Source organism: Salinisphaera sp. PC39, from assembly GCF_040361335.1.
Taxonomy (GTDB): domain Bacteria; phylum Pseudomonadota; class Gammaproteobacteria; order Nevskiales; family Salinisphaeraceae; genus APNM01.
In genome coordinates this window covers 39,418-64,247 of sequence record NZ_APNM01000004.1, presented here as the reverse complement: position 1 = coordinate 64,247, position 24,830 = coordinate 39,418, and the positions used below count along the sequence as shown (strand labels likewise).

The window sequence follows — 24,830 nt, the reverse complement described above, 5'->3', positions numbered from 1 at the left end:
CGGGCACGGGCGCGGATTGCGGGACGGGTACCGTTATATGGACCATCAGACTGTTGCCGATGCCTATCGGCGGCTCTCCAAGCAATACGATCGATTCTTCGGGCGGGTCTTCGAGCCCGGCCGCAGGCTGGCCGTCGACAAGATGGGCTGCCGCGCGGGCGACCGTGTGCTCGAGGTCGGTGTCGGCACCGGCCTGTCCCTGACCCACTATCCCGAGGGGGTTCACGTCACCGGCATCGACGTGTCGCCGCACATGCTCGATGTGGCGCGGGCCCGCCTCAACGGCCAGGCCGACCGTGTCGAGCTGGCCCTGATGGACGCCCAGGCGCTGGAATACCCGGACGACGCCTTCGACAAGGTGGTGGCGATGTACGTCGCTTCCGTGGTGCCGGAGCCCCAGCGCATGATCGCCGAGATGAAGCGGGTCTGCCGGCCCGGCGGCGAGTTGTTCATCGTCAACCACTTCAGCCGCGACAAGGGCGCGATGGCGGCCCTGGAGAAGCTGGTCTCGCCGGTCTCCAAGTTCGTCGGCTTCCGCAGCCTGTTCCCCCTGCAGAGCTTCCTGGACGCCTCCGACCTGGATGTGATCGAGACGGTGCCGGTGAACCTGTTCGGGTACTGGACGTTGATTCGGGCACGGAACCCCTGACGCCGTCAGGGGTGCCGTTGCCGGGTTCCGGGGAAGCGGTTTCCAGCCAGGGAGTCTCTTGCCGGAAACCGGGAACGCCCCTCAGGCCGCCGCCATCGACCGGTCGCGCAGTTCCTTGCGCAGGATCTTGCCCACGTTCGACTTGGGCAGCTCGTCGATGAACTCGATGTGTCGGGGGACCTTGTAGCCGGTCAGGTTCTCGCGGCAGTAGGCGCGCAGGTCGTCCTCGGTGAGCGCGGGATCCTTCTTCACCGCGTATACCTTCACCGCCTCGCCGGACTTGTCGTCCGGCACGCCCACGCAGGCGGCCTCCAGCACCCCCTCGTGGCCGGCCACCACGTCCTCGATCTCGTTGGGGAAGACGTTGAAGCCGGAAACGATGATCATGTCCTTCTTGCGGTCGACGATGTAGAAGAAGCCCCGGTCGTCCATGCGGGCGACGTCGCCGGTGCGCAGGAAGCCGTCGTCGAAGAAGGTCTTGGCGTTCTCCTCGGGCTTGTTCCAGTAGCCCTGCATCACCTGCGGGCCGCGGATGCACAGCTCGCCGGGCTCGCCGGCCGGGACCTCGTTGCCGTCGTCGTCGCGGACGGATATCTCGGTGGACGGGATGGGCAGGCCGATGGACCCGTTGTAATCCTCGAGGTCCAGCGGATTGATGCAGGCCGCCGGCGAGGTCTCGGTGAGACCGTAGGCCTCGATCAGTGCCTTGCCGGTGACTTCCTTCCAGCGTTCCGCCACCGGCCGTTGCACCGCGGCGCCGCCGCCCAGGGTCAGCTTCAGGGGCGAGAAGTCCAGGGCGCGGAAGTCGGCGTCGTTGAGCAGGGCGTTGAACAGGGTGTTCACGCCGGTGAAGGCGGTGAAGGGGTATTTCTTCAATTCCTTGACCAGCCCCGGGATGTCGCGCGGATTGGTGATCAGCACGTTCTTGCCGCCCAGTTTCAGGAACACCAGGCAGTTCGCGGTCAGTGCGAAGACGTGGTACAGCGGCAGGGCGGTGACGATGGTCTCGCCGCCCTCGTCGGTCCAGGGTTCCAGCCAGGCCGAGGCCTGTTCCAGGTTGGCGACGATATTCCGGTGCAGCAGCGTGGCGCCCTTGGCCAGCCCCGTGGTGCCGCCGGTGTACTGCAGGAAGGCGATGTCGTCGCCGGTCACGCCGGCGTCGTGCATGGCCCGCTTCTCGCCGCGCGACAGCGCGTCGTTGAAACCGATGGCGCCCGGCAGCGAGAAATCCGGGACCATCTTCTTGAGATGCTTGACCGCGAGGTTGACCACCTGCCGGCGCGGGAACGGCAGCATGTCGCCGATGCGGGTCGTGATCACCGCCTCCAGGGGCACGCGGTCGATCACCTGTTCCAGCGTGGCGGCGAAATTCTCCACGATCACGATGCCGCGGGCGCCGGCGTCGGCGAGCTGGTGCTCCAGCTCGCGGGCGGTGTACAGCGGGTTCACGTTCACCGCCACCATGCCCGCGCGCAGGATGCCGAACAGGGCCACCGGATACTGCAGCAGGTTGGGCATCATCAGGGCGACGCGGTCGCCCTTGCCGAAGCCAAGGTCGTTCTGCAGGAAGGACGCGAAGGCTTGCGAGGCCCGGTCCAGCTCGGCGTAGGTCAGGGCGTGGTCCATGTTCACGTAGGCCACGCGGTCGGCGAACCGGTCGCAGCTACGCTCCAGGACGTCGACGATCGAGGTCTCGGGGTCGAGCTCGATCTCGGCTTTGATGCCCTGCGGGTAGTTCTCCAGCCAGATTTTCTCCATCTTCTCCCCATGTTCGCCCCGGTGGCCGGGGCTGTTCGTGCCTGTTTTATATATACCGGCGCGTGCCCGCCGGACCGCGCGCCGGCAGTATATCAGCCGCCTGTCAGGCGGCCGGCCCGTTGATCAGGCGTCTCCGGCGGGCGCTCAGCGCAGCTCCTTGCGCAGGATCTTGCCGACGTTGGATTTCGGGATTTCGTCGATGAACTCGATGTGCTTGGGCACCTTGTAGCCGGTCAGGTGCTCGCGGCAGTATTCGCGGACGCTGTCGATCTTGAGCTCGGGGTCCTTCTTGACCACGAACAGCTTGATCGCCTCGCCCGATTTCTCGTCGGGCACGCCCACCGCCGCGGCCTCCAGCACGCCGGGGTGACCGGCCACCACGTCCTCGATCTCGTTGGGGAAGACGTTGAAGCCCGAGACCAGGATCATGTCCTTCTTGCGGTCGACGATGTAGAAGTAGCCGTACCGGTCCATCCGCGCGATGTCGCCGGTGCGGAAGAATCCGTCCGGCGTGAACGCCTCGGCGTTGGCCTCGGGCTTGTTCCAGTAGCCCTGCATCACCTGCGGCCCGCGGATGCACAGCTCGCCCGGCTCGCCCTCGGGGACGTCGTTGTTGTCGTCGTCCCGAACCACCACCTCGGTGCCGGGCACGGGCAGGCCGATGGAGTGGTTGAATTCCTTGATATCCAGCGGATTGCAGGTGGCCACGGGCGAGGTCTCGGAGAGGCCGTAGCCCTCGACGATGGGCACGCCGGTGATCCGCATCCAGCGCTCGGCCACGGGTTTCTGCACCGCCATGCCGCCGCCCATGGCCAGCTTGAGGTGCGAGAAGTCCAGGCTGGAGAAGCCGGGCGTGTTGAGCAGGCCGTTGAACAGGGTGTTGACGCCGGTGATGGCGGTGAAGCGATGCTCGCGCAGCTCCTTGACGAAGCCGGCCATGTCCCGGGGGTTGGTGATCAGGACGTTCTTGCCGCCCAGGGTGAAGAAGATGAGCGTGTTCACGGTCAGCGCGAACACGTGGTACATCGGCAGGGCCGTGATGATGACCTCGTCGTCCTGCCCGCTCATCATCGGCGCGAACCAGGCGCGGCCCTGCTGGAGATTGGCTACCAGGTTGCCGTGCGAGAGCATGGCGCCCTTGGCCGGGCCTGTGGTACCGCCGGTGTACTGCAGGAAGGCCAGGTCGTCGTGGCCCAGGTCCGGCGCGGTGAACTCGTCACCGCGGGCCAGCGCGGACCGGAAGCGCACCGTGTCCGGCAGCGACCAGGCCGGCACCAGCTTCTTGACGCGCTTGACCACGAAGTTGGTCAGCATGCCCTTGAGACCGCCCAGCAGGTCGCCGAGCTGGGTGGTGATCACCCGCTCGACCGGGACCGAGTCGTAGACCTTCTCCAGCGTCGCCGCGAAGTTCTCCATGATCACGATGGTGCGGGCGCCGCTGTCCTCGAGCTGGTGCTCCAGCTCGCGGGCGGTGTAGAGCGGATTGACGTTGACCACGACCAAGCCCGCCCGCAGGGCGCCGAACAGGGCCACCACGTACTGCAGGCAGTTCGGCATCATGATCGCGATGCGATCGCCCTTGCCCAGGCCCAGCTCGTTCTGGAGATAGCCCGCGAACTCGCGCGAGCGGCGCTCGACATCGGCGTAGGTCCATTCCACGCCCATGCTGGAGAACGCCACCCGGTCGGAAAAACGCTCGCAACTCTGTTCCAGTGCCTGGGCGAGCGAGTCGTAGGCCTCGGTGTCCACGTCATCGCTGACGCCCTCGGGATAGCTTTCCAGCCAGACCTTTTCCATTCGTCCCTCCCTCGACGGCTACAAGGCGCGGAGTATAAGAGCTTTCTCCGCGGGGCCGAAATCGACCCGGCCCCGGCGGCTACGGGCTCTCCTGGCCGGCGCTTTCCGCGAGCCGGCGCAGGGTGACACCGTCCAGCGCCTCGCGCCGGGCGTCGTCGACCCGGCCCAGCAGTTCCCGGACCTGGCCGTACGGCCGGTGCGAGGGGCGCCGCGGCGGCCATTCCGGGTCGTCGCGGCGCACCGCCGTCAGAATGTCCGCGGCCGTGACCGCGTCGATATCCCGGCGCGGTAGGATCGCGGGCTCGGGATCGCCCGTCTCGACCAGCAGGCCGCAGTCCACGAGCCGGTCGAGCACGCGGAATACGTGCTCCGGCACGGCATGCAGGTAGCGCGCCAGACGGTCCGTCTGCCAGGGCGGTTGCCCGTGGATGAAGTTGTAGGCCACCAGCGTCATCGTCAACAGGGCCAGCTCCTCCTCGCGCTCGGCGGTCAATCGCGGCGGGTAGGGGGCGCGGCTGAGCTGCTCCGGGTGCTGGAGCAGGAAGGCGAAGCGGCAACCCATGAGCAGGATCAGCCACGAGACGTACAGCCAGATCAACAGCAGCACGCCGATGGCGAAGCTGGAATAGATCGCGTTGACGTTGCCGGCGTTGCTGGCGAAGGTGGCGAAGGCGAAGCTGGCCGTCTGCCACAGCACGCCCGCGAACAGGCCGCCGGCCAGGGCCGGCAGGAAACGCACGCGGGTGTTGGGCATGAACAGGAACAGGAAGGTGAACCCCGCCGTGTACAGGAAATAGGGCAGGAAGCGTCCGACCAGGTACAGCGTGGTCCCGAAGGGTTCGATCTCCAGCAGGTGCTGTACGCCGGTGTTGCTCGCGACCGTGGCGGTCATGCTGGTGGCTGCCAGTACGATCAGGGGGCCGAACACCAGCACCGACAGGTACTCGGAGAACCGGCGTCCCAGGCTGCGGGGGCGGCGTACCTGCCAGATGAAGTTGAAGCCGGACTCCATCTTCTGGATCAGCGAGATCACCGAATAGAGCAGCAGGCCCAGGCCGACCGCGCCGAGCACGCCCACCTTGATGTTCTCGACGAAGCCGATGATCTGTTCTGCCAGGTCGGCCGCGCCCGATCCCAGCGGGGCCAGGAAACGCATCAGCACGGGGCGCAGGACATTGTCCACACCGAAACCCTTGAGCAGGGAGAAGGCCAGGGCGAGCAAGGGCACCAGCGACAGCAGCGTGGTGTAGACCAGGCTCATCGCCCTCAGGGTGATCTGGCCGCCGCCCAGGTCGCGCACGAGCACGTGCGCCATGCGGGCGGTGAATACGGCCCACCGGCGGAGGAAGGGGAGCGTTTCCGGCTCGTTCCCCCAGACCCAGCGCGTGATGTGGTGTCGGATTTGCGTGAGCACGTCGAACCTCGCTCTGCCTGCGGGCATTGTACGCAGTCTGCGGCTCTCTTATCCGCAGATGGACGCCGATGGACGCGGAGGAACGGGTTGCCGGGCCAGGGACAGGTCGCGAGGGCGCTGCCGTCGCTTCCGACCGCGCCGGCCGGATTGACACCATGTGCCGGGTGCCTTTGATCCGCGTCTATCGGCGGCGATCCGCGGATTATTTCCGCTTTGCAGTCGGCGCGATACCTTGATTGGATTCACATAAGACAGTGCTAACCTAGAACCATGGCGAAAAAACAGCGAATCGAAGGGGCGGGAACGGCCGAGGCGGCCAACGACAACGACGCCGCCGGCATTGAGGCGCGCCGGCGCGCGGCGATCGCGGAGGCGCGCAACGCGGTCGACAACATCCTGGGGGCCAACCCGGTGGTGGGCCTCACCCGCGAGGAGCTGATCGACGCCGCCTCCCGCCTGCTCAAGCTGCTCTCGCTCAACCCGGTGCTGGTGGCGAAGCGCGAGGCGAAGTTCGCCGCCGAAGTCGGCCGCATCCTGCTGGGACGCTCCCGGATCACGCCCGATCCCAAGGACCGGCGCTTCCAGCACCGCGTCTGGCGCGAGAGCGGCTATTACCGCCGGGTGATGCAGATCTACCTGGCTTGGGCGCGCAGCCTGCGTGACATCCTGGATTCCATCGATGCCGACGAGACCGACATGGAGCGTGCCCGCTTCATGCTCATGCAGGTGATCGCGGCGGCCGCGCCGACCAATACCCCGGTCGGGAATCCGGGCTTTCTGGGCAACGCGCTGTCGACGCGCGGCCTCTCGATCGCCCGCGGCCTGCGCAACCTCATCGACGACCTGGTCAACAACCACGGCATGCCCAGCCAGGTCGACCCGCGGCCGTTCGCGGTGGGCAAGAACCTGACGAATTCCCCGGGTGCCGTGGTCTTCCGGAACGCGGTCTGCGAGGTGATCCAGTACGCCCCGCGCACCGAACGGGTGGACGCGACGCCGATCCTGCTGGTGCCGCCGCAGATCAACAAGTACTACATCGTGGATCTGGCCGAGGAAAAGAGCTTCGTGCGCCACGCCGTGTCTCAGGGCCAGCAGATGTTCACCATCTCCTGGCGCAACCCCACCGCGGCACAGCGGGACTGGGGCATGGAGACCTATGTCTCGGCCGCCCGCGAAGCGTTGGACGCGGTGCGCGAGATCACCGGCGCCGACTCGGTGAAGCTGATGGCGGCCTGTGCCGGCGGTTTCACCGCCGCGGTGCTCGCCGCGCACATGTACGCCCTCGGCGAGGGTCACAAGATCGCCTGCCTGACCCTGCTGGTGACGGTGCTGGATACGCGCGCGAAGACATTGCTGGGCCTGTTCGCCAATGACGCCGCGATCAAGGCGGCGATCGCGCGCAGCCGGTCCCGGGGCGTGCTCGACGGCGCCCAGATGCAGCGTGCCTTCGCGTGGTTGCGGCCGGACGACCTGGTCTGGAGCTTCGTGGCCAACAACTACATGATGGGCAACGATCCGCCGGCCTTCGACATCCTCTACTGGAACAACGACACCACGCGGCTGCCGGCGCAGTTCCATGCCGATATCCTCAACATCTTCCGCCAGAACCCGCTGGTCCGGCCCGGCGGCATGAAGATGCTGGGCACGCCCATCGATCTGGGGCGGGTGGATTGCGACGTGTTCATCATCGCCGGCATCACCGACCACATCACCCCGTGGGAGGCCTGTTACCGCTCCACGCAGCTTTTCGGCGGCGATGTCCGCTTCGTGCTCAGCTCGTCCGGGCACATCCAGTCGATCGTCAATCCGCCCGGCAATCCCAAGGCCAAGTACTTCGAGCACGACGACTACAGTCTCTCGGCGGGCGAATGGCTGGAGCGCGCCGACGTGCGCGACGGCTCCTGGTGGGAAGCCTGGATCGATTGGGCCCGCGGCCATTCCGAGGGCGAGCGCGAGGCCCCGACCGCCCTGGGCAGCGAGGCCCATCCGCCGGGCGAGCCGGCGCCGGGGCGCTACGTCCACCAGAAGTGACGGCCACGAGCATGGACTGGCGTATCCGCCGCGTCACCGTCGACGGCGAGCACCTGCGGGCCGCGATACGGCCCGGCGAGGGCGTCCCCCTGGTCCTATGCAGCGAATTGGGCGCGAACTTCGAGCTCCTGGCGCCGTTCGTGGACGCCCTGGAGCGCAGCGAGATCGTCCTGTTCGATGTGCCGGGCGTCGGCGGATCGGGTCTGCGGCAGCCACTGCGCCGGATGTCCGGTTACGCCGATCTCACCGCGGGCCTGCTGGACGCGCTCGGCTACGAGGGACCGGTGGACATGTTGGGTGCCGCGTGGGGCGGCTTCCTGGCCCAGGCTTTCGCGCACCGGCCCCCCGCCCGCCTGCGGCGCCTGGTGCTCGCGGCCACCTCGCCGGGGCAGGTGATGTTCCCCGGAAGGCTGGCCAGTCTCTGGCGCCTGGCAACGCCGACCCGTTTCCGGTCCGCCCGACGCTACGCGGCGGTGGCGGAGTCGGTCTACGGCGGCCGCGCGGCCACCGAGCCGGCCCTGATCCGCGACAACGCCGCCGCCGCCAAGATTCCCAGCCACCTGGGCTATGCCTCGCAACTGCTGTCGATGGTGGGCTTTTCCAGTCTGCCCTGGCTGCACCGGCTCTATACCCCGACCCTGATCCTGGCGGGGGACGACGATCCGGTGATACCGCTGGTCAACGCGCGCCTGCTGAACCTGTTGCTGCCGCGCTCGCGGCTGCACGTGGTCCGCGGTGCCGGCCATCTGCTGTTGGTGACCCGGCCGGCCGAGGTAGCCAGTGTCGTCGCACGTTTCCTGGCCGCCCGCGACCTGCGCGACGAGCTGCCGGCCAAGGATATCCTGTGACCCGGCCCTTGCACCCCGCCGGGCGGCACCTTAGTCTGCCTGAAACCGACCGTTCGGTAGGGCGGCGCTTCAGGGGGACGTCCCGCCGCCGATATCATGGTTGGAAGCCGATAACGGCGCGGGATGCGCCGCCGCCTGCCGTGGTCGTCGCGCCGAACACCACGCAACGCGGGCAGTACCGAGTCGAGACACGATAGGGGGTACCGGATGGCGGCCTTGATCAAACCCACCACAGAACAAGGGCGCAAGCCGCGCTCGGCACCCACGGCCGTGGCCTTCAGGCGGCGGCCGATGCAGGTGGAATTCGTCGAGGTCGACGGCATCCGGCTGCGGGTGGGCATCCGCCCGGGGCGCGGGCGTCCGCTGCTGCTGTTCAACGGCATCGGCGCCAATCTCGATCTCGTGCAGCCGTTCGCCGACGCGCTGGAGGAGATGGAACTGATCATCTTCGACATGCCCGGTACCGGCGAATCGCCGCCGCTGCGTTTCCCCAAGCGCTTCGCCGGGCTGGCGCGCATGACCGCCAAGCTCCTCGACCGGCTGGGCTACACCGGCGCGATCAATATCGCGGGGGTGTCCTGGGGCGGCGCCATGGCCCAGCAGTTCGCGATCCAGTATCCCGAGCGCACCAACCGCCTGATCCTGGCCGCCACCTCGGCGGGCATGGTCGCGTTGCCGGCCAAGCCCAACGTCCTGTTGCGCATGACCACGCCGCGCCGCTATATCTCCCGTAGCTACCTGGCGCGCGTGGCGCCGGAGATCTACGGCGGCCTCATGCGGCGCCGCCCGGACCTGATCGAGCGCCACGGCTCCCTGACACGGCGTCCCGCGCTGCGCGGCTACATCTATCAGCTTCTGGCGGGCGCCTACTGGACCAGCGCCCACCGGCTGTACAAGCTGCGCTGTCCGACGCTGGTGATGGGGGGCGACGACGACCCGATCATGCCGCTGGTGAACACCCGTCTGCTGTACTGGCTGATCCCCAAGTCGTACATGCACGTGGTGCGCGGCGGCGGCCACCTGTTCCTGGTGGTGCGGGCCAACGAATGCGCCGCCGTGATCCGGCGCTTCATCAACGAACGCCGCTACGACGGCACCGACCCGCAGGATTACTACCTCGCCCGCGGGTTGCCGCCGGATGGCCACGTGGAACTGCCCCTGGCGGGTTAGGCCGCGGGTTTCTCCGGGCTCCCCTCCAGCGCCGCGACGATCGCTCGACGACTGTCCTCGGCCAGGCCGCGGCGGTCGCGGCCGTCGCCGGGATGCGGCTCGCAGAAGGTGACCGTCACCTCCAGCCCCTCCAGTCGGAACAACGTCAGGAAATGGCTCACCAGGTCGGCGTCGCCGACCCAGGGGACGTACGGGTGGTGGCCCGTCTCCGTGGAATCCGCCGGCGGCAGGTAATGGACGGCGATCGGCTGCACCGGGTAGCCGCCGTCGATGGCGGGCGCGAACAACCGCCCGTGAAAGCGCGACGGGGCGAGATCGGCGTTGGTGGTGGCTTCCGGGAACAGGACCACGCAGCGACCCTCCGCCATGGCTTCGTGCAGGCGCTCGCCGGCCTCCCCGGTGCGGTAGGCACCGCGCGGCAGGAATACGGTGCCCGTGTGGCGCGCGAACCGTCCCACCAGCGGCCAGTCCCCGACCTCGGTCTTGGAAACGAAGGCGGCGTCCACCAGGCTGCCCAGCACGATGATGTCGAGCCAGGAGACGTGGTTGGCCACGCCCAGGGCGCCCGTGGCCGGCGGTATGCCGTTTATGCGCAGCCGGATACCCATCAGCCGCAGGAAGCGGCGGTACCACCAGGCCGCCAGCCGGCCGGCGCGGCGGCCAGCCAGCGGCAGGACCAGCAGGATCAGGAGCCCGGCCAGGAAATGGCCGAACAGCGCGACCGCCCTAAGGATGCGCCGCCACGGCGCGAGGTACGGCGGGGCGGCTGCGTTGGAGGAAATGGCGGACATATCGGGGGCAGAGATTAGCGACCTGCAGGTGCATGAACAAATCCGCCACCTTGAAGTCGGGATCCCAGCAGGGCGGACCGCCCACGGTCGCGCCCAGGCTGATGTAGGCCTTGAGCAGCGGCGGCAGCCGCGGATTGCCGGTTTCGGCGGGCGGCTCGCCGGGCAGGGCCAGGCGTGGGGCCACCCGGTACTCGGCCGGCGAGCCGTGGCTGGCGGCCAGCCGCGCATGAATGGCGTGGGCGCGCGCCATGCCCTCATCCAATTCGATGCTGGCGCAGCCGATCAGGTGGCTGTAGCCGCCATGCCGGATGAACCCGGACACACCCGACCAGAGCACAGCGATCACCGCGCCACGGCGATGTTCGCGTGCGACGCAGGTGCGGCCGATCTCCATGAAGCGGCCCGGGGCCGAGAGCACCGCGTCCAGATCGAATTCGCCGGCGGAATAGAATCCCCCGGCGAAGGCGGCGCGTTCCTGGGTCAGGATGCGGGTCGAGGCCACCAGGCGACCGTCGCGGTTGTCCCGGACGAGCAGGTGGTGGCAGTGCCGGTCGTATTGGTCACGTTCCAGGCCGCTGTCGGGGTCGTCGATCTCCGCGCCCATCTCCTCGACGAACACCCGGTGACGCAGGCGCAGGCTTTCCTCGATCTCGCGCCGGCCCTCCGCGAGCCGGCAGGTGAAGCGCGGGGCCGGTCGGCGGGAGAGTTCCCGTGCTGCGGTCGCCATAGCCTTGTCCTCGTGGCGTAAAACTCCGGGGCAAGGCTATGACGGGCGGATTGAGACGGTGTGACGCAGTGATGATGCCTGTATGACAGACGTTAACCACAGAGGCGCACGGAGGCGCACAGAGGGCAAGAATGATATTGGGCCGTCATCCCGTATATGGACTCCCCCGGTCAAGCAAGGCATGGGCGATGCACGGCGAGGACAAGTTGCGTTCGTATATTCGGCCTCGATGTTGAGACATTGTCAGTGTCTCGGGCCCAGCATGGGGAAGCCGCCGCCGGTCGCTGCCAATCGGAAACACGTGCTTGGGGCACGCCGGGATGAGCGGTTTAGCGACCGGGACGACGTGACTTGTGCGCCGTGGGCTGCCCATGGGTCTTGCAATCGGGTGACGGGTGGTAAGCCTGCCTGCTAGCTAGCAGGCAGGCTGATAGGCGACGTCGTGGGCCAGCAGCGCCCAGGCGATGCGGGCGTTTTTGTTGGCCAGGGCGACCACGGCGCAGTTGTGGCCGCGCCGCTGGATGAGTCGCTGCAGCCAGCGGCTGGTGGCGTCGCATCGCCGATGCGCTTGTCGCACCGCCGAGCGGGCGCCATGGATGAGCAGCGTGCGCAGGTAGGTGTTGCCGCGCTTGGTGATGCCGCCGAGCCAGCGGCTATCGCCGCTGGAGTGCTCCTTGGGTGTCAGGCCCAGCCAGGCGGCCAAGGCCCGGCCGCGTTTGAAGCGCTGTATGTCCGGCACCCCGGCGATCAGGGCGGTGGCGGTGACCACGCCGATGCCGGGAATCTCGCCCAGGCGCCGGCACGGCTCGTGGGTCTGATACAGGGCCGTGAGCTGCTCGTCCAGCCGGGCGACCGAGGCGCGCAGTTGGTGCCATTCCTCGACCAGATCGACCAACATAGCCTGCACCGGTGGCGCCAGGGGCGCGTCGGCCTGCCGCAGTTCGGCCACCGTGCGCGACAGGGCCGCCGCCCCGGCCGGAGCCACGACACCGTATTCGCGCAGCAGCGCCCGAATCTGGTTGCTCACCGCCGTGCGCGCCGCCAGGCGGCGCTCTCGCAGGCGGTGCAGCAATTGGATCGCCTGCTGGGTCTCAGTCTTGATCGGCACCGGATGCAGTTGCCCGCAGCGCCAGGCTACCGCCAGGGCCTCGGCATCGGCGGCATCCGTCTTGTTGCCGGTGACAAAGGCGCGTACCCGCCGCGGTGGCAACAGCACCGGGGCAAAGCCACGCGCCCGCAGCCAGCGTCCCCAGAAGTGCGCCCCGCCGCAGGCCTCCATCACAACCGTGGCGCCCGGCTGTGCATCACGCTCGAAAAAGCCCTGGAAGCGCGCCCGCGACAGCCGCCGCGTGAGCACCCGCCGGCCCTGACGCGGGTAGCCGTGCACCTGAAAGACCCGCTTTGCCAGATCCACCGTGTAAAACGTAATCTCGCTCATGGATGGACTCCTCTCTCGATGACTGTTCCGGAGTGATCCGGTCCTGGCACTCAAGATGCCGTATAAGAGGGGGGAGTCCATCCCATCAGAAGCTGCGATGCAGCTATCCGGGGTCCGGTACGGAGAGACACTTGGATGCCGGACCGCGCCCTCGGCGCGGCCGGCATGACAATCACAAACCTCTGTGCGCCTCTGAGCGCCTCTGTGGTTTGTCGTTTCGTTTCTAGGCGGCCTTGTCCTCGCCGCCGCCGCGCAGCTCGATGAAGCGCCGCTGGTGGGCGAAGTCGATGCCTTCCTCGTCGAAGCGCTTCTTGATGCGTTCGACGATGTCCCAGTAGGCGCCCCAGAACTCCACGCGCGGGAACCAGGGTCGGAACAGGATATCCACCGAGGAGTCGGTGATGGCGTTGACCAGGATCGCCGGCGCCGGCTCGGACAGCGTGCGCTCGTCGCCGTCGGCGATCTCCTGGAGCACGGCCTTGGCGCGGTCGACGTCGGCGGCCAGGCTGATGCTCACCGTCAGGTCCATGCGCCGGGTGTCGCGGGCGCTGAAGTTGGTGATGGCGCTGTTCCAGACCTGGTTGTTGGGGATGGTGATCTCCTGGTTGTTGGTGGTCACCAGGAGGGTATTGACCAGACTGACGTGCTCCACGGTGCCGTACTGGCCGGCGGCCTGGACGAAGTCGCCCTTCTTGAAGGGACGGAAGAAGATCAGCAGCACGCCGGCGGCCACCGCCGAGATCTGGCCCTGGAGGGACAGGCCCAGGGCCAGCGCCATGCCGCCGATGATGGCGGCGGCGGCGGTGGTCTTGACGCCGAGCTGTCCCAGCGCCGCGATCACGACGAAGGCCATGAGCACGATGTAGGCCACGGTGCCGAGAAAGCTGGTCACCGTGTCGTCGACCTTGGCGCGGTCGAGCGACTTGCGGAAGACCTTGACCAGCAGCGCGGCGATCCAGCGCCCGATCACGAAGATCGCGATCGCGCCGAGAAGTTTGAGGCCGTAAGGGATGAGCAGGTTGGCCCAGCCTTCGACGCTGGTGAGTTGATCGACGGAGAAATTCACGCTGCCTCCTAGTTCATGGTCCGTTGGACGTGTTCCCGTCCGCTACGCGCCTTCCCCCGGCGCGCCGCCCTCGTATATGGGGCGAAAGCGGTTGACGATGGTGCAGAACAGGGCCGCGGTCTGCTCCGTGTCGTAGCGCGCGGAGTGCGCGGCATCGCTGTCCCAGCCCAGGTCGGCGGCCTGCGCGGCGCGCTTGAGCACCGTCTGTCCGAAGGCCACGCCGGCCAGGGTCGCGGTGTCGAATACGGAAAACGGGTGGAAAGGGTTGCGCTTGATGCCGGTGCGCGCCACCGCGGCGTTCAGGAAGCCGAGATCGAAGTGGGCGTTGTGGCCCACCAGCACCGCCCGCTTGCAGCCGGATTCGCGGACCGCCCGGCGCACCTCACGGAAGACCCGGGTCAGGGCCTCGTGCTCGGGTAGGGCCGGTCTGAGCGGGTGATGAGGATCGATGCCGTTGACCTCCAGCGAGGCCGGCTCGATGTTCGCGCCGTCGAACGGCTCCACATGGTAGGACACGCTGTCGGCGAGGTGCAGCTTGCCCACATCGTCCATGCGCAGGGTCACGGCCGCGATCTCCAACAGGGCGTCGGTGGCGGCGTTGAAGCCGCCGGTCTCGACGTCCACCACCACCGGCAGGAAACCACGGAAGCGCTCGGCGATCGCGGGGCGGTCGCCATCGGCTGTTTCGGAAGCGTTCATCCGCCCATGGTAGCGGAGTCCGGCGCGGAAACGCGAAACCGGACATGTATAATGCGCGCCGATTTCCGCAGGCGATCGATGCCGTTATGAGCGACGTGAAGAAAGTGGTGCTGGCCTATTCCGGCGGCCTGGACACTTCGGTGATCCTGAAGTGGCTGGCGGACACCTACGGCTGCGAGGTGGTGACCTTTACCGCCGACATCGGCCAGGGCGAGGAGCTGGATGCCGTCCGGCCGAAGGCCGAGGCCCTGGGGGTGCGCGAGGTGTTCATCGAGGACCTGCGCGAGACCTTCGTGCGCGACTTCGTCTATCCGATGTTCCGCGCCAATGCCATCTACGAGGGCGAGTACCTGCTGGGCACCTCCATCGCCCGGCCCCTGATCGCGCAGCGGCTGGTGGAGATCGCCGCCGAGACCGGGGCCGACGCCATCGCCCACGGCGCCACCGGCAAGGGCAACGATCAGGTGCGTTTCGAGCTCGCCGCCTATGCGCTCTCGCCGGATATCCGCGTGATCGCGCCCTGGCGCGAGTGGGATCTCAATTCCCGCGAGCGCCTGCTGGCCTACGCCGAGCAGCACGGCATCCCGATCGAGCGCAAGCAGGGCGGCGGCTCGCCGTACTCCATGGACGCCAACGCCCTGCACATCTCGTACGAGGGTGGCGTGCTGGAGGATCCCTGGACCCCCGCCGAGGAGGACATGTGGCGCTGGTCGGTGGCGCCCGAGGCGGCCCCGGACGAACCCCGCTACGTGGACCTGACCTTCGAGCGCGGCGATATCGTGGCGGTGGACGGCGAGCGCCTCAGTCCCTACGGCGTGCTCGCGCGGCTCAACGAACTGGCGGGCGCGCACGGCGTCGGCCGCATCGACATCGTCGAGAACCGCTACGTCGGCATGAAGTCCCGCGGCTGCTACGAGACGCCCGGCGGCACGGTCATGCTCAAGGCGCATCGGGCGATCGAGTCGATCACCCTCGATCGTGGCGCGGCCCACATGAAGGATGAGTTGATGCCGCGCTACGCTGAGTTGATCTACAACGGCTATTGGTTCGCGCCCGAGCGCGAGATGCTGCAAGCGGCCATCGATGCTTCGCAGACCCACGTGAACGGCATCGTGCGGGTGAAGCTGTACAAGGGGTCGGTATCGGTCGTGGGTCGCGACTCCGAGACCGACAGCCTGTTTGACGCGGCCATCGCCACGTTCGAGGATGACCGCGGCGCCTACGACCAGAAGGATGCGGAGGGCTTCATCCGGCTCAACGCCCTGCGCCTGCGCCTGGGCCGCAAGCGCCGGGAGTAGTTCCGGCCGGGGTCATCCCCGCGCCGCGCGCCGCTCGCCCGGCAGGGTGCGGCTCCGGCGGGACCGAGGAGTGTCATGCGGCAGATCGTCGTCTCCCTGACGGCCATGTTCGCCAGCCTGGCGCTGCTGATCGCCGGCAGCAGCCTGCTCGGTACGCTGTTGTCCGTTCGCCTGTCGGTCGAGGGTTTTTCTCCCACCGCCGTGGGACTGGTACTGGTCTTCCACTCGGTGGGCTTCGTGATCGGCACCCGGCTGGTGACGCGCGTGATCCGCCGGGTGGGCCAGATCCGCTCGTTCGCGGCCTTCGCCGCGGTCGGCTGCGCCGCCGCCCTGATCCATCCGCTGTATGTCGACGGCTGGTTGTGGGCGCTGCTGCGCGGCCTGGTCGGGTTCTGCTTCGCGGGTCTGATCGTGGTCCTGGAGAGCTGGATCTCCGGGCGCGCGACCAATGCCACGCGCGGCGCCCTGCTGGGCATCTACCAGGTGGTGTACTTCTCGTCCTCCGCGCTCGGCCAGTACCTGGTGGGCCTGGGCGAGTCCGACGGCTATCCCATCTACAACCTGGTGGCGATCCTGGTGGTGCTGTCGCTGGTGCCGTTGTCGCTGACCCGTTCGGAGGCCCCGGTCATGGGCACGGTCGAGCGTCTGGGCTTTGCCGAGCTCTACCGCCTGTCGCCCACCGGCCTGATCGGCGGCCTGGCCGCCGGTGTCGCCGTCAGCGCCTTCTTCGCCCTCGCGCCGCTCTATGCCAACCAGATCGGCTTCGGCGTGGATGCCGTGGCCCATTACATGATGTTCGCGGTGCTGGCGACCATGCTGTTGCAATGGCCGCTGGGGCGGTTGTCGGACCTGATGGACCGGCGCCGGTTGATGGCGGCGCTGGCGGCTCTGGCGGCGCTCGGCGGCGCCGCCGCGGCATTCGGCCGGATATCGGACTCGGCGCTGTATATCGGCACCTGGACCGCGTTCGGCATCTCGGGCTGCCTGTACCCGATCTGCCTGGCGATGATCAACGACGGCATGGAGGAGGGCAATCCGGTGGCGGCCAGTGCCGGTCTGTTGTTCGTCTATGGTATCGGTACCTGCCTGGGGCCGGTGCTGGGGTCGCTGCTGATGCAGGCGGCCGGACCCGCCGGCCTGTTCCAGTTCCTGGGCGGCGTCTTCGTGCTCCTGGCCGTGTACACGGCCTGGCGCATCCGCTACACGCCGGAGTTCCCGGCCGAGCGGCAGGGCCGGTACGTCAGCGTGCCCGCCACCGAGGCCGCGCCCGCGCTCCTGGAGCTGGATCCCCGCTCCGAGGAGTATTCCTGAGCCGGGGCCCGGCCGGCCTTTAGTCCGGCCCCGGTTTCGCGTACTCTCCGCCTTTCCGTTCCATGCAAACAGCGAGTAGCCCATGAAACGACGTATCGCTACCCTGATTCTCGCCGGCGCCTTCCTGGCGGCCTGCGAGGCGCCGCAGGACAGCGGCGACGACACCGCGGCCCAGGATACCTCCGCCAAGGCCGGTCTAACCCTGGACACGGATGCCCAGAAGCGCAGCTACGCGCTGGGCATGGATATCGGCAATTCCATCAAGGATCTGCCGGTCGAGTTGAAGGTCGACTACCTCACGGCGGGCCTGGGCGACACCCTTCAGGGCGAGGCCAAGATTCCCGAGAAGGAATTCCAGAAGGTGATGGAGGATTTCGTCGCCGACCTGGAGAGCGCCGAGAAGGAGAAGAGCCAGGCCAAGGCCGAGGCGAACCTCGAGAAGGGCCAGGCCTTCCTTGAGGAGAACAAGGGCGAGGAAGGCGTTAAGGTGACCGACAGCGGCCTCCAGTACAAGGTCGTGGAGGCGGGCGAAGGTCCCAGCCCCGGTCCCGCCGACAGCGTCAAGGTCCACTACGAGGGCACGCTGCTCGACGGCACGGTGTTCGATAGCTCCCGCGAGCGCGGCGAGCCCGTGACCTTCCCCGTCAAGGCCGTGATCCCGGGTTGGACCGAGGCCCTGCAGCTCATGAAGGAGGGCGCCCGCTACAAGCTCTTCATCCCGCCGGACCTGGCCTACGGTGAGCGTGGCGCCGGTGCCGACATCGGGCCCAACGAGACCCTGATCTTCGACGTCGAGCTGCTCGAGGTGATCCCCGAGGAGCAGGCCGGCGGCGGCGAGGACGACTGACGCCTCCCGGCCCGCGCGGTCTCGACACCGCAAGGAAAAAGCCCCGTCCGGTTTGCCCGGACGGGGCTTTTTCGTGTCGGCATGCCGATCGGCGGGTTTGGCCGGTGTCCGGGGAGGCCGGTCGGATCCCGGCCGCGCCGGATCACATCACCTGTTCGATGCCGAGCCGGTCGAAGCCCTTGGACTCGAAGTTCTGCCGGAACATGTTGCGCAGCTTGATCGCCTGGGCGTCGTATTCGGCCTTGTCCGCCCAGGTGTTGCGCGGGTTCAGAATCTCGCCGGGCACGCCGTCGCAGGCCAGCGGCATGCGCAGGCCGAAGATCGGATGGGTCTCGCACTCGACGTCGTCCAGGTCGCCGGCCAGGCTGGCGTTGAGCAGGGCCCGGGTGTGGCGGATCGAGATGCGTTCGCCCACGCCGTGGGGACCGCCCGACCAACCGGTGTTGAGCAGGATGCAGCGGGTGTGGTGCTCCTGCATCTTGCGCGCCAGGATCTCGGCGTAGACCGACGGCGGACGCGCCATGAACGGGGCCCCGAAGCAGGCCGAGAAGGCCGCCTGCGGCTCGGTGACGCCGACCTCCGTGCCCGCCAGCTTGGCGGTGAAGCCGGACACGAAGTGGTACATCACGTCCTTGGTATCCAGCAGCGACACCGGCGGCAGCACGCCGAAGGCGTCGGCCGTGAGCAGGACGATGGTTTCCGGGTGGGGACCGCGGGCACCCTCGGCGACGTTGGGATTCGCATCCAGCGGATACGAGAACCGGGTGTTCTCGGTGATCGAGCCGTCCGTGAGATCCAGGTCCTGAGGATCGGTGTCCTCCAGGCGCCGGCCGGGCAGCGGCGGCACGTTCTCGATCAGGGTGCCGGGCATGGACAGGGCCGACGCGATCACCGGCTCGGCCTGCTTGTCCAGGTCGATCAGCTTGGCGTAGCAGCCGCCCTCGAAGTTGGAGACGCCGTCGGCCGTCCAGGCGTGCTCGTCGTCACCGATCAGCTTGCGCGCCGGGTCGGCGGACAGGGTGGTCTTGCCGGTGCCCGACAGCCCGAACAGCACGGCGCCGTCGCCGCGGGGGCCGACGTTGGCCGAGCAGTGCATGGACAGCTCGCCCATCTCGGGCAGGAGATAGTTCATCACGGTGAACATGGTCTTCTTGACCACGCCGCAATAGTCCGCGCGCCCCGCCACCAGGCCGATGCGGTTGCGGATGTCGATGATCACCGCGCGCTCGCTGCGGGTGCCGTCGCGCTCGGGATCGCAGTGGAAGCTGGGCACGTTGATCAGGGTCCAGCGCTTGCCGGCCTCGTCCGCGACCCCGCCGACGTCGCGGGCGAACATGTTCTGGGCGAACAGCGCGTGCGTGGCGTATTCGCCGACGAAGCGGTAGGGCACCGCGTAGGCGGGATCCCAGCCGCAATAGACATCCTGCACGAACAGCCGCGCGCGCTTGGCGTTGAGATGCTCGATCACCCGCCGGAGCAGGGCGGGGAAGCGTTCCGGGTCGAAACGCTGCATGTCGGCCTTCCACCAGATGCGGTCCTCGACCTCGGGCCAGGCCACGGCGAAGGTGTCGGCCGTGGGCCGGCCGGTGCAGCTCGGATCGGAGTAGTAGACCAGGGGCCCGTCCAGGCCCAGCCCGGTGGCGTAGGCCTTGGGTTCGTCGTCGGGGCCGTCGGGCCGGATGCGGCCGCGGTCGTGGGCGAGGGCGGCCCGGAACAGGTCCGGCTTGCTGAGATTGTGATGGAGTTCGACGTCCTTGAGTCCCAACTGCTGTGCGAGTTCGGTGCGCAGGTCCACGAAAAAGAATCCTCTCTGACGACTAAAAAGAGCGATGCGGGCCGCGCATCGCTCATGGCGGATTTATTGCGAGTGTCCGGCAAGGCTAATCGTGCAGGCCCCGACAGGCAAGGCGGGGCGCCCGGAATGCCTTGTTACCGGCGGATGATCCGCCCGCGGCTGCTATAGTCGCGCAGAATCCGAACCGGAGCGACGCCATGAGTCCCGCCGCCTTGTTCCTCGGTCTGAGTGCGCTGGTCTACGGTGCGTTCGGTCTCGCCGGCCTGTTCGCGCCCGCCGCGGTCGTGGGGGCGGCGGGCGTGACCCTGGCCCCGGAGGCCTCCGTGGTGGAGCTGCGGGCGGTCTACGGCGGCGCGATGCTGGGCCTCGCCCTCCTGTTCGCACTCTGCATGCGCCCGGATCGGCAGCGTCTCGGTCTGATCGCCGTGGCCCTGATCGCCGGCGGGCCGCTGGCCGGCCGTCTCCTGGGCCTGTTGTGGGAGCCCGTGCCGCCCGGTTTCGCCTGGATCGCGGGCGGCGAGGCCCTCTGGCTGGCCATCGCGGCGGGGCTGCTGCCGCGCACCCCGGCGCGGCCGTGAGCTGGCTCTGGGTGGCGCTGGGCAGCGCCGTCGGCGGCATGGCGCGCTACGGCTGTGTCACCGCCGTCGGTCTGCGTCTGGGCGGGGTGTTTCCCTGGGGCACGCTCGCTGTGAACGTGCTCGGCTCCGCGGCGATCGGCCTGATCGCGGCGGCCACCGCCGCCGGCGGGCGCTGGGATATCGGCGACGCCGGCCGCGAATTCCTGCTCATCGGCGTGCTCGGCGGTTTTACCACCTTTTCCGCGTTCAGCCTGCAGTCCCTGGCGCTGATGCGCGACGGCTACTGGCTGCCCGCGGCGGCCTACGTGCTGGGCTCGGTATGCCTGTGCCTCGTCGGCGTCGCCGGTGGGCATGTCCTGGGCGGCTGGCTCGTCGGCGAGTAGCCTGGGGACGTCATGCCACTTCCGGGGGATGGGAGCGCGAATGCAAAACGAGGATCGGATTCTCACGGCCCTGCTGCTGCTTGGCGGCGTGCCGCCGCTGATCTCGGGACTCCTGGCATCCGCCGCGCCGCTCTGGTACCTGGGGCTGACCGGCGTGACCGAGGTCGTCGGCCCGGCGGCGCGGGATGCCATGGCGTTTTTGTGGCATCTCCAGGGCGGTGATGCCGCGGTCGCCGGCGCGGCCCGCGTGGCGGTGGCCTTGCTGGGTGGGCTCCTGCTCAAACGGCTGATGGTCGCCATGATCGTTGTCCACAGCGGCTACGAGATCTGGTTGCTGCCATCACATGCCTTCCCGTGGTGCGCGGCGCACGAGGGCGTGTGCACGCCGCTGTACGTCGCCGAGCTGTGGGCGTTCCTGGCGCTGCACCTGGTGCTGGTGGCGGGGGGCCTGTGGGCCCTGGCCCGCGGCTACGCGGTGAACAGGGCCGCGATTTAGGGGCGATCGGGGCGTTTTAGCCGGCGGTCCCCGCAGGTGTCTTGTCGGGGTATTCGCAGAGGTCGGCGATCAGGCAGTCCGGGCACTCGGGACGGCGCGCCTTGCAGACGTAGCGCCCGTGCAGGATCAGCCAGTGGTGGGCGTCGCGCAGGTATGGCTTCGGCACCACCTTGAGCAGCTTGTCCTCGACCGCGCGCGGCGTCTTGCCGGGCGCGATCCGGGTGCGGTTGGCGACCCGGAAGATATGGGTGTCCACGGCAATGGTGGGTTCGCCGAAGGCGGTGTTCAGGATCACGTTGGCGGTCTTGCGTCCGACCCCCGGCAGCGCTTCCAGCGCCTTGCGGTCGGGCGGCACCTCGCCGCCGTGCTCGTCCACGAGGATGCGGCAGGTCTTGATGATGTTGGCGGCCTTGCTGTTATAGAGGCCGATGGTCTTCACATAGTCCTTCAGCCCGTCCTCGCCCAGCGCCAGTATCGCCTCCGGTGTATTGGCCACCGGGAACAGTTTCGCCGTGGCCTTGTTCACCCCCACGTCCGTGGCCTGTGCCGACAGGATCACCGCCACCAGCAACTCGAACGGCGAGCCGTAGTTCAACTCCGTGGTCGGCGCCGGGTTCGCCTCGCGCAACCGCCGGAAAATCTCTTCGCGCTTGGATTGATTCATATTTCAGATAAACCACAGAGTCACAGAGAGCACAGAGTTAATGAAGCCAAAGAATTGCATTTTTGCGATTCATTTTTCTTCGCTCTGTGCCTCTGTGCCTCTGTGGTTGGCAGCCTTCTTTCTTCGAGCCCGAGCGATGGCGGCGGCGATCTCGGTCTTGCGGTCGCCGGCGGTCTTGTCGCGCAGGGCCGCCTTGCGGCGCTCGCGGCGTGCCTGGCGCTCCTGGCCCTCGCGCGCGAGGCGGGCGTTGCGGGCGAAGAACCGGCGGCGGGCGCGTTCGGCGCGCTCGCGGTCGTCGTCGGTCTCGGCCGGCCAGCGCACCTGGCCCTCGCCGGGCGCGGCCGGGAGCATGTCGATGCAGTCGACCGGGCAGGCGGGCAGGCACAGCTCGCAGCCGGTGCATTCGTCGGCGATCACCGTGTGCATCTGCTTGGCGGCACCGACGATGGCGTCCACCGGGCATGCCTGGATACAGCGGGTGCAGCCGATGCACTCCGGCTCGCGGATGTAGGCCACCGCCGGCTCGGGCACGGCGCCGCACTCCGGGTCGATGGGCCTGGGCTCGCGGCCGGTGGCGGCCGCCAGACGCCGCATGGTGGCCTCGCCGCCGGGCGGGCAGCGGTTGATGTCGGCCTCGCCGGCCGCCACCGCCTCGGCGTACGGCCGGCAACCGTCGTAGCCGCAGCGGGTGCACTGCGTCTGCGGCAGCAGCGCGTCGATTTCCTCAGCCGTGGTTTGCATGAATATCGATGAACCACAGAGGCACAGAGGACACAGAGAATAAAGAAGAGATTAGACGGTGCCAAAGCGCAAAAAGCCTTTCACCTGCGTGATTGTCTCGGCTCTTTGGATTCTTGATTCTTGTCTAGCTCTGTGCGCTCTGTGTCTCTGTGGTTAGTTTGGCGTTACTTGACCCTCATGCCGGGTTCGGCCCCGGCGTCCGGCGCCAGCAGGTAGGGCCCGCCGGCGTCGCCGCCGGCGGCCAGGACCATGCCCTCGGAGACGCCGAAGCGCATCTTGCGGGGGGCGAGGTTGGCGACCATCACGGTCAGGCGGCCCTCCAGTCCGGCCGGGTCGTAGGCGGCCTTGATGCCGGCGAAGACCTGCTTTTCGCCCAGTTCGCCGACGTCCAGGGTCAGGCGCAGTAGCTTGTCGGCGCCCTCGACGTGCTCGGCGCGGGCGATGCGGGCCACCCGCAGGTCGATCTTCGCGAAATCGTCGATGGCGATGGTGTCCATGTCGGTGTCCTGATTGGCTTGCGGGGCCGCCTTGGCGGCGAGGTCCTCGCGGCTGGCGGCGAGCATGGCCTCGACGGCGTCGGGGTCCACGCGGTGCAGCAGCGGCTTGAATTTCTCGATGCGACCGCCGGTGAGCGGCTGCCGGGCGTCGTCCCAGGTCAGCGTCCCGCTGTTCAGGAAGCGCTCGGCGGCGGCCGCCGTGGCCGGCAGCACCGGCTTGAGGTAGACCGTGAGCTGGGCGAAGGCGGTCAGGGCGCTGGCGCAGATCGCTTGCAGCTCGGCCTCGGTGCCCTCGCGCTTGGCGAGCACCCAGGGTTCGCGTTCGGCGACATAGGCGTTGGCCTCGTCGGCCAGGGCCATGATCCGGCGCATGGCCTGGGCGAACTGGCGCCGCTCGTAGAGATCGGCGATCTCCTCGCCGGCCGCGGCGAAGCGCTCGAACAGCTCGGGCCGGTCCAGGGTGTCGCCGATCTCGCCGCCGAAGCGCTTGGTGACGAAGCCCGCGCAGCGGCTGGCGATGTTGACGTACTTGCCCACCAGGTCCGAGTTCACCCGCGCGATGAAGTCGTCCAGGTTGAGGTCCAGGTCCTCGACGCCGGCGGAGAGCTTGGCGGCGAAGTAGTAGCGCAGGTACTCGGCCGGCAGGTGGTCGAGGTAGGTGCGCGCGCGGATGAAGGTGCCGCGCGACTTGGACATCTTCTCGCCGTTGACCGTGAGGAAGCCGTGGGCGTGGATCGCGGTCGGCGTGCGGAAGCCCGCGCCCGACAGCATGGCCGGCCAGAACAGGGCGTGGAAGTAGACGATGTCCTTGCCGATGAAATGGTGGACCTCGGCGTCGGAGTCCGGCGCCCAGAAGCGGTCGAAATCGAGGTCGTCGCGCCGCTCGCAGAGATTCCGGAAGCTGGCCATGTAGCCGATGGGGGCGTCCAGCCAGACATAGAAGTACTTGTCCTCGGTCTCCGGGATGCGGAACCCGAAGTAGGGCGCGTCGCGCGAGATGTCCCAGTCCTTGAGGCCGGCCTCGAACCATTCGCCGAGCTTGCGCGAGACGGCTTCCTGCAGGTGCTCGCTGGCGGTCCAGTCGCGCAGGAAGGTCTCGAAATCGCCGAGCCGGAAGAAATAGTGCTCCGACTCGCGTTCCTCGGGCGTGGCGCCGGAGAGCACCGAGACCGGGTTCTTGAGGTCGGTGGGCTGGTAGGTGGCGCCGCAGGCCTCGCAGGCGTCGCCGTACTGGTCGGCGGCGCCGCAGCGTGGGCATTCGCCGCGGATGAAGCGGTCCGGCAGGAACATCCCCTTGACCGGGTCGTAGGCCTGGGAGATCACCCGGCGCTCGATGTGGCCGGCGGCGTCCAGGTTCCGGTAGATGTGCTCCGCCAGCTCGCGGTTCTCCGGCGAATGCGTGCTGTGGTAATTGTCGAAGGAAATCCCGAAATCGTCGAAGTCGCGCTTGTGCTCGGCGGCGAAGCGCGCGATCAGGTCCTCCGGCTCGATGCCCTCGTCGCGGGCCTTGAGCATGATCGGCGTGCCGTGGGCGTCGTCGGCGCCGACGTAGAGGCAGTTCTCGCCCCGCAGGCGCTGGAAGCGCACCCAGATGTCGGTCTGGATGTACTCCACCAGGTGCCCGATATGGATCGACCCGTTGGCGTAGGGCAGGGCGGACGTGACCAGGATGTCGCGCGGCATAGGTTCCGGGACGGGTGCGAAAAGTGGCGCGGATTATGCCATACGCCGTGCCCCGGTTCGGCGTGAAAGGCTCGACACGGCGGGGCGGTTTCGGGTGTGCGGCCTGGTCCGGGTTCGCACGATTGGCCGCCGAGACCCGGCCGTGCGCG

The 24,830-nt window shown here is 68.1% G+C and carries 22 protein-coding genes; 10 read left to right on the top strand and 12 right to left on the bottom strand.

Annotated features, from left to right (window positions below):
- The first annotated feature begins 37 nt into the window (after positions 1-37).
- Positions 38-649 (top strand): class I SAM-dependent methyltransferase, encoded by a 612-nt coding sequence (locus tag PC39_RS05270; protein WP_353252317.1) that lies wholly within the window; start codon positions 38-40, stop codon positions 647-649.
- An 81-nt stretch (positions 650-730) separates the two neighbouring features.
- Here PC39_RS05270 and PC39_RS05265 read toward each other — a convergent pair whose 3' ends face one another.
- From PC39_RS05265 to PC39_RS05255, 3 genes are all read right to left on the bottom strand, one after another.
- Positions 731-2,407 (bottom strand): AMP-binding protein, encoded by a 1,677-nt coding sequence (locus PC39_RS05265; protein ID WP_353252316.1) that lies wholly within the window; start codon positions 2,405-2,407, stop codon positions 731-733.
- 144 nt (positions 2,408-2,551) lie between these two features.
- Positions 2,552-4,204 (bottom strand): AMP-binding protein, encoded by a 1,653-nt coding sequence (locus tag PC39_RS05260; protein ID WP_353252315.1) that lies wholly within the window; start codon positions 4,202-4,204, stop codon positions 2,552-2,554.
- 79 nt (positions 4,205-4,283) lie between these two features.
- Complete coding sequence (locus PC39_RS05255; RefSeq protein WP_353252314.1) at positions 4,284-5,618, bottom strand: YihY/virulence factor BrkB family protein; 1,335 nt, start codon at positions 5,616-5,618, stop codon at positions 4,284-4,286.
- Positions 5,619-5,888: 270 nt separating this feature from the next.
- Between PC39_RS05255 and PC39_RS05250 the strand changes: the two genes are divergently transcribed.
- The 3 genes from PC39_RS05250 to phaZ all read left to right on the top strand — a co-directional run bounded on the left by PC39_RS05250 (position 5,889) and on the right by phaZ (position 9,667).
- Entirely contained in the window at positions 5,889-7,649 is a 1,761-nt protein-coding gene (locus PC39_RS05250; protein ID WP_353252313.1) for a PHA/PHB synthase family protein, read from the top strand.
- An 11-nt stretch (positions 7,650-7,660) separates the two neighbouring features.
- A complete protein-coding gene (locus tag PC39_RS05245; RefSeq protein ID WP_353252312.1) occupies positions 7,661-8,497 on the top strand; it encodes an alpha/beta fold hydrolase in 837 nt (278 codons plus the stop codon).
- A gap of 291 nt (positions 8,498-8,788) precedes the next feature.
- A complete protein-coding gene (gene phaZ / locus PC39_RS05240) occupies positions 8,789-9,667 on the top strand; it encodes a poly(3-hydroxyalkanoate) depolymerase (protein ID WP_353252484.1) in 879 nt (292 codons plus the stop codon).
- Here the strand turns inward: phaZ and PC39_RS05235 are convergent.
- The 5 genes from PC39_RS05235 to rnt form a co-directional block, all read right to left on the bottom strand.
- A complete protein-coding gene (locus tag PC39_RS05235) occupies positions 9,664-10,458 on the bottom strand; it encodes a lysophospholipid acyltransferase family protein (RefSeq protein ID WP_353252311.1) in 795 nt (264 codons plus the stop codon). The two genes, phaZ and PC39_RS05235, sit on opposite strands and share 4 nt — an antisense overlap.
- Complete coding sequence (locus PC39_RS05230; RefSeq protein WP_353252310.1) at positions 10,394-11,185, bottom strand: GNAT family N-acetyltransferase; 792 nt, start codon at positions 11,183-11,185, stop codon at positions 10,394-10,396. The genes PC39_RS05235 and PC39_RS05230 overlap by 65 nt, the downstream gene beginning before the upstream one ends.
- Positions 11,186-11,600: 415 nt before the next feature.
- Positions 11,601-12,623 carry an IS110 family RNA-guided transposase gene (locus PC39_RS05225; protein ID WP_353252309.1) on the bottom strand — a complete coding sequence of 341 codons (1,023 nt, stop codon included), beginning with the start codon at positions 12,621-12,623 and terminating at the stop codon, positions 11,601-11,603.
- Positions 12,624-12,846: 223 nt separating this feature from the next.
- The gene (locus tag PC39_RS05220) at positions 12,847-13,689 is read right to left on the bottom strand and encodes a mechanosensitive ion channel family protein (RefSeq protein WP_353252308.1); all 843 of its coding nucleotides are present in this window, start codon (positions 13,687-13,689) and stop codon (positions 12,847-12,849) included.
- 42 nt (positions 13,690-13,731) lie between these two features.
- On the bottom strand, positions 13,732-14,388 hold the full coding sequence (gene rnt / locus PC39_RS05215) for a ribonuclease T (protein WP_353252307.1): 657 nt from the start codon (positions 14,386-14,388) through the stop codon (positions 13,732-13,734).
- Between the two features lie 86 nt (positions 14,389-14,474).
- Between rnt and PC39_RS05210 the strand changes: the two genes are divergently transcribed.
- The 3 genes from PC39_RS05210 to bamJ all read left to right on the top strand — a co-directional run bounded on the left by PC39_RS05210 (position 14,475) and on the right by bamJ (position 17,844).
- Complete coding sequence (locus PC39_RS05210) at positions 14,475-15,686, top strand: argininosuccinate synthase (protein ID WP_353252306.1); 1,212 nt, start codon at positions 14,475-14,477, stop codon at positions 15,684-15,686.
- Positions 15,687-15,761: 75 nt separating this feature from the next.
- On the top strand, positions 15,762-16,997 hold the full coding sequence (locus PC39_RS05205) for an MFS transporter (RefSeq protein WP_353252305.1): 1,236 nt from the start codon (positions 15,762-15,764) through the stop codon (positions 16,995-16,997).
- An 82-nt stretch (positions 16,998-17,079) separates the two neighbouring features.
- A complete protein-coding gene (gene bamJ / locus PC39_RS05200; protein ID WP_353252304.1) occupies positions 17,080-17,844 on the top strand; it encodes a BamJ family beta-barrel-assembly machinery protein in 765 nt (254 codons plus the stop codon).
- A gap of 142 nt (positions 17,845-17,986) precedes the next feature.
- Here bamJ and PC39_RS05195 read toward each other — a convergent pair whose 3' ends face one another.
- Entirely contained in the window at positions 17,987-19,639 is a 1,653-nt protein-coding gene (locus PC39_RS05195; RefSeq protein ID WP_353252303.1) for a phosphoenolpyruvate carboxykinase (ATP), read from the bottom strand.
- Positions 19,640-19,836: 197 nt separating this feature from the next.
- Here PC39_RS05195 and PC39_RS05190 point away from each other — a divergent pair, with 197 nt between their 5' ends.
- Genes PC39_RS05190 through PC39_RS05180 form a run of 3 tightly spaced genes read left to right on the top strand, consistent with a single transcriptional unit; the run spans position 19,837 to position 21,096 of the window.
- The gene (locus PC39_RS05190; protein ID WP_353252302.1) at positions 19,837-20,217 is read left to right on the top strand and encodes a DUF4345 family protein; all 381 of its coding nucleotides are present in this window, start codon (positions 19,837-19,839) and stop codon (positions 20,215-20,217) included.
- A complete protein-coding gene (locus PC39_RS05185; protein WP_353252301.1) occupies positions 20,214-20,600 on the top strand; it encodes a CrcB family protein in 387 nt (128 codons plus the stop codon). The genes PC39_RS05190 and PC39_RS05185 overlap by 4 nt, the downstream gene beginning before the upstream one ends.
- A gap of 40 nt (positions 20,601-20,640) precedes the next feature.
- On the top strand, positions 20,641-21,096 hold the full coding sequence (locus PC39_RS05180) for a hypothetical protein (RefSeq protein WP_353252300.1): 456 nt from the start codon (positions 20,641-20,643) through the stop codon (positions 21,094-21,096).
- 16 nt (positions 21,097-21,112) lie between these two features.
- Here PC39_RS05180 and nth read toward each other — a convergent pair whose 3' ends face one another.
- The 3 genes from nth to metG form a co-directional block, all read right to left on the bottom strand.
- Complete coding sequence (gene nth / locus PC39_RS05175) at positions 21,113-21,760, bottom strand: endonuclease III (protein ID WP_353252299.1); 648 nt, start codon at positions 21,758-21,760, stop codon at positions 21,113-21,115.
- 69 nt (positions 21,761-21,829) lie between these two features.
- Positions 21,830-22,501 (bottom strand): electron transport complex subunit RsxB, encoded by a 672-nt coding sequence (gene rsxB / locus PC39_RS05170; protein ID WP_353252298.1) that lies wholly within the window; start codon positions 22,499-22,501, stop codon positions 21,830-21,832.
- Positions 22,502-22,665: 164 nt separating this feature from the next.
- On the bottom strand, positions 22,666-24,681 hold the full coding sequence (metG, locus tag PC39_RS05165; protein ID WP_353252297.1) for a methionine--tRNA ligase: 2,016 nt from the start codon (positions 24,679-24,681) through the stop codon (positions 22,666-22,668).
- Positions 24,682-24,830: the final 149 nt, after the last annotated feature.

What these genes read in the sequence shown, in the direction of transcription:
- PC39_RS05270 (WP_353252317.1), top strand. Translation starts at nt 38, where the DNA reads ATGGACCATCAGACTGTTGCCGATGCCTATCGGCGGCTCTCCAAGCAA.
- PC39_RS05265 (WP_353252316.1), bottom strand. Translation starts at nt 2,407, where the DNA reads ATGGAGAAAATCTGGCTGGAGAACTACCCGCAGGGCATCAAAGCCGAG.
- PC39_RS05260 (WP_353252315.1), bottom strand. Translation starts at nt 4,204, where the DNA reads ATGGAAAAGGTCTGGCTGGAAAGCTATCCCGAGGGCGTCAGCGATGAC.
- PC39_RS05250 (WP_353252313.1), top strand. Translation starts at nt 5,889, where the DNA reads ATGGCGAAAAAACAGCGAATCGAAGGGGCGGGAACGGCCGAGGCGGCC.
- PC39_RS05245 (WP_353252312.1), top strand. Translation starts at nt 7,661, where the DNA reads ATGGACTGGCGTATCCGCCGCGTCACCGTCGACGGCGAGCACCTGCGG.
- phaZ (WP_353252484.1), top strand. Translation starts at nt 8,789, where the DNA reads ATGCAGGTGGAATTCGTCGAGGTCGACGGCATCCGGCTGCGGGTGGGC.
- PC39_RS05235 (WP_353252311.1), bottom strand. Translation starts at nt 10,458, where the DNA reads ATGTCCGCCATTTCCTCCAACGCAGCCGCCCCGCCGTACCTCGCGCCG.
- PC39_RS05230 (WP_353252310.1), bottom strand. Translation starts at nt 11,185, where the DNA reads ATGGCGACCGCAGCACGGGAACTCTCCCGCCGACCGGCCCCGCGCTTC.
- PC39_RS05225 (WP_353252309.1), bottom strand. Translation starts at nt 12,623, where the DNA reads ATGAGCGAGATTACGTTTTACACGGTGGATCTGGCAAAGCGGGTCTTT.
- rnt (WP_353252307.1), bottom strand. Translation starts at nt 14,388, where the DNA reads ATGAACGCTTCCGAAACAGCCGATGGCGACCGCCCCGCGATCGCCGAG.
- PC39_RS05210 (WP_353252306.1), top strand. Translation starts at nt 14,475, where the DNA reads ATGAGCGACGTGAAGAAAGTGGTGCTGGCCTATTCCGGCGGCCTGGAC.
- PC39_RS05205 (WP_353252305.1), top strand. Translation starts at nt 15,762, where the DNA reads ATGCGGCAGATCGTCGTCTCCCTGACGGCCATGTTCGCCAGCCTGGCG.
- bamJ (WP_353252304.1), top strand. Translation starts at nt 17,080, where the DNA reads ATGAAACGACGTATCGCTACCCTGATTCTCGCCGGCGCCTTCCTGGCG.
- PC39_RS05190 (WP_353252302.1), top strand. Translation starts at nt 19,837, where the DNA reads ATGAGTCCCGCCGCCTTGTTCCTCGGTCTGAGTGCGCTGGTCTACGGT.
- PC39_RS05180 (WP_353252300.1), top strand. Translation starts at nt 20,641, where the DNA reads ATGCAAAACGAGGATCGGATTCTCACGGCCCTGCTGCTGCTTGGCGGC.
- nth (WP_353252299.1), bottom strand. Translation starts at nt 21,760, where the DNA reads ATGAATCAATCCAAGCGCGAAGAGATTTTCCGGCGGTTGCGCGAGGCG.
- rsxB (WP_353252298.1), bottom strand. Translation starts at nt 22,501, where the DNA reads ATGCAAACCACGGCTGAGGAAATCGACGCGCTGCTGCCGCAGACGCAG.
- metG (WP_353252297.1), bottom strand. Translation starts at nt 24,681, where the DNA reads ATGCCGCGCGACATCCTGGTCACGTCCGCCCTGCCCTACGCCAACGGG.